Consider the following 2781-nt stretch of genomic DNA (forward strand, 5'->3'; position numbering starts at 1 on the left):
CCTAGGCCCTGTCCGGCCGATCATGAAAGTTCGACGCCTGGGTCGTCAGACCCCGGGAGGTTGCTATGCGTAGACCGTCAATGAAGACGCTGACCATGTGGTGGGGCTGGTAGGCGGGGTGTTCGACGGGGACGGGCATGCAGAGGTTGGCGACGGCGTAGAGCACGTCGTGGGCGCTGACGTCGGTGCGGGCGGCACCCGCTTTCGCGGCGGTGTCGAGGAGTGCGGCGAGGACGGGGCCGACCTTGTCCATGAAGTGGGTGGCGAGGTCTTTGTAGGCGGGGTCGCCGGAGTGCAGGGCGGGGGTGAGTCCGCGTTTGGCGCCGAGGAAGTCGGCGTAGCGGTGCAGCCATTGGGCGAGGGCGTCGCCGGGTTCGTGTTCGGCGGCCAAAGCGGGGCCGTCGGCGGCGATGCGGTCGATCGCGTCCTGAACCACGGCCTTGATCAGGTCCGAGCGCAAGGGGAAGTGGCGGTAGAGGGTACCGACACCGACGCCTGCGAGGTCGGCGATCTCCTTGGCGGGGGCGTCGACGCCGGAGGTGTCGAAGACGGTGCGCGCCGCGTCGAGGAGCGCGTCGAGGTTGCGCTGCGCATCCACGCGCCGGCGGCGATGCTGGACGGGGGGTGTGTCGGGCACGGCTCCTCCGGTTGCTGATCCGGAAAGCCTTTCCGTATCCTGATTCGGAAAGGCTTTCCGCTTTGTTGGGAGTCTACCCGCTCCCAACGCCCACTCCCGGAGGATCTCCATGCAGTACCGCCCCCTGGGCCGCACCGGCATCATGGTCAGCCCCTACGCGCTCGGCACCCTCATGTACGCCACCCGCATGGGCAACGAGCCCGAGGAGTCGGCCCGCATCATCCACAAGGCCCTGGACGCCGGGATCAACTTCCTCGACACCTCCGACGCCTACGGCGACTCCGAGGACGTGGTCGGCAAGGCGCTGAAAGGACGGCGCGAGGACGTCGTCCTGGCCACGAAGTTCGGCCTCCCCATGGGCGAGGACCCCAACCGGCGCGGCACCTCGCGTCGCTGGATCATGAAGGCCGTCGAGAACTCGCTGCGCCGCCTGCAGACCGACTACATCGACGTCTACCAGATCCACCGCCTGGACCCGGCCACCGACATCGAGGAGACCCTGTCCGCGCTCACCGACCTCATCCGCAGCGGCAAGGTCCGCGCGGTCGGCTCCTCCACCACCCCCGCCAGCGACATCGTCGAGGCGCAGTGGGCGGCCGAGCGCCGGGGCCTGGAGCGCCTGCGCACCGAACAGCCCCCGTACTCGCTGCTCAACCGCGGCATCGAACGCGAAGTGCTGCCCGTCGCCCAGCGATACGGCATGGGTGTCATGGTCTGGGGCCCCCTGGCCCAGGGCATGCTCACCGGCCGCGTGCGCAAGAACCAGGAGAACTCCCTCAGCCGCGCCAGCTTCTTCAAGCACCTCACCGACGAGCACAGGATCGACGCCGTCGAACAGCTCCTGCCCCTCGCCCAGAAGGCCGGGATGCCCCTCACCCACCTCGCCATGGCCTTCACCATCGCCCACCCCGGCGTCACCAGCGCCCTGGCCGGCGCCCGCACCATGGCCCACCTGGACGACCTCATCGCCGGCTTCGACGTCCGCCTCGACGACGACCTCCTGGACCGCATCGACGAGATCATCCCGCCCGGCACTGACATCGGCACCCTCGACCAGGACTACCAGCCCCCCGCCCTCCTCGACCCCGCCCTGCGCCGCCGCCCCGCCGCAGACCGCGCCGCCGCCTGAACCCACACCTCCGCCCGCGCGGCGCTGGGCAGTGACCTGACGATCAGGTGTGCCCTTGATACGGCCATGGGAATTCACACGGATCTGACGGATGCCCAGTGGGAGCGCCTGGAGCCGTTCCTGCCGGCGAGCAACGGACGTTGTGGCAGGTGGCGGGACCATCGCCAGGTCGTGAACGGGGTGCTGTACCGGCTGCGCACGGGTGTGCAGTGGCGTGGTCTGCCGGAGCAGTACGGGCCGTGGAAGACGGTGCACGAGCGCCATCGCCGCTGGTCGGCGGACGGAACGTGGGAGATGCTCCTGCGCCGGATGCAGGCGGAGGCGGACGCGGCCGATGAGATCGACTGGGACGTCGCGGTCGACTCGACGTCCGTGCGCGCGCACCAGCACGCCGCCGGGGCCCGGCTCGCTCCGCCGCCCCGCGCTCACAAGGGGGCCCGTGCGGTTGGTCAGAGCCGCTCGGGGCCGGGAGGAACCGAGCGACCGGCCGGCGGAGGTGGTGCGGGAGGTGAGGCGCTCGGCCGCTCACGGGGCGGCTTCACCACCAAGATCCACCTGAGTGCGGACGGCCGCTGCCGGGTGCTGTCGCTGGTCATCACACCAGGACAGTGCGCCGACTGCACTCAGTTCCAGCCGGTCATGGAGGGGATACGTGTGCCGCGGCTCGCTGCTGGCAGGCCACGCACCACCCCGAACAGCGTCAGTGCGGACAAGGGCTACAGTAACCGTCGGACCCGCCACTACCTGCGCAGACGCGGCATCCGACACACCATCCCGGAGAAGCGTGACCAAGCAGCCGGACGGGCTCGGCGCGGCAGCGCCGGGGGCCGACCGCCCGGGTTCGACAAAGACCGCTACAAGAAGCGGAACACCGTCGAACGGGCGATCAACAAGCTCAAAGCATTCCGTGCGGTCGCAACCAGATACGACAAACGCGGCTACGTCTACCTCGGCACCGTCACCACAGCGGCACTCGTCATTTGGCTCCGTTCGTGATCGCCAGGACACAGCCTAG

The 2781-nt window shown here is 69.5% G+C and carries 3 protein-coding genes; 2 read left to right on the forward strand and 1 reads right to left on the reverse strand.

Annotation, left to right across the window (positions count from 1 at the left end; translation table 11 throughout):
• Position 1: 1 nt before the first annotated feature.
• A complete protein-coding gene (locus DY218_RS25355; RefSeq protein ID WP_233521899.1) occupies positions 2-637 on the reverse strand; it encodes a TetR/AcrR family transcriptional regulator in 636 nt (211 codons plus the stop codon).
• Positions 638-746: 109 nt separating this feature from the next.
• On the opposite strand from DY218_RS25355, the gene DY218_RS25360 reads away from it, so the two are divergent.
• Positions 747-1766: an aldo/keto reductase gene (locus DY218_RS25360; RefSeq protein ID WP_128558472.1), complete on the forward strand. Its 1020-nt coding sequence runs from the start codon at positions 747-749 to the stop codon at positions 1764-1766.
• A gap of 66 nt (positions 1767-1832) precedes the next feature.
• Positions 1833-2762: an IS5 family transposase gene (locus tag DY218_RS25365; RefSeq protein ID WP_128558473.1), complete on the forward strand. Its 930-nt coding sequence runs from the start codon at positions 1833-1835 to the stop codon at positions 2760-2762.
• Positions 2763-2781 lie beyond the last annotated feature (19 nt).

The sequence above is a fragment of the Streptomyces triticagri genome (genome assembly GCF_003429565.1).
Taxonomy (GTDB): domain Bacteria; phylum Actinomycetota; class Actinomycetes; order Streptomycetales; family Streptomycetaceae; genus Streptomyces; species Streptomyces triticagri.

What these genes read in the sequence shown, in the direction of transcription:
- DY218_RS25360 (WP_128558472.1), top strand. Translation starts at nt 747, where the DNA reads ATGCAGTACCGCCCCCTGGGCCGCACCGGCATCATGGTCAGCCCCTAC.
- DY218_RS25365 (WP_128558473.1), top strand. Translation starts at nt 1,833, where the DNA reads ATGGGAATTCACACGGATCTGACGGATGCCCAGTGGGAGCGCCTGGAG.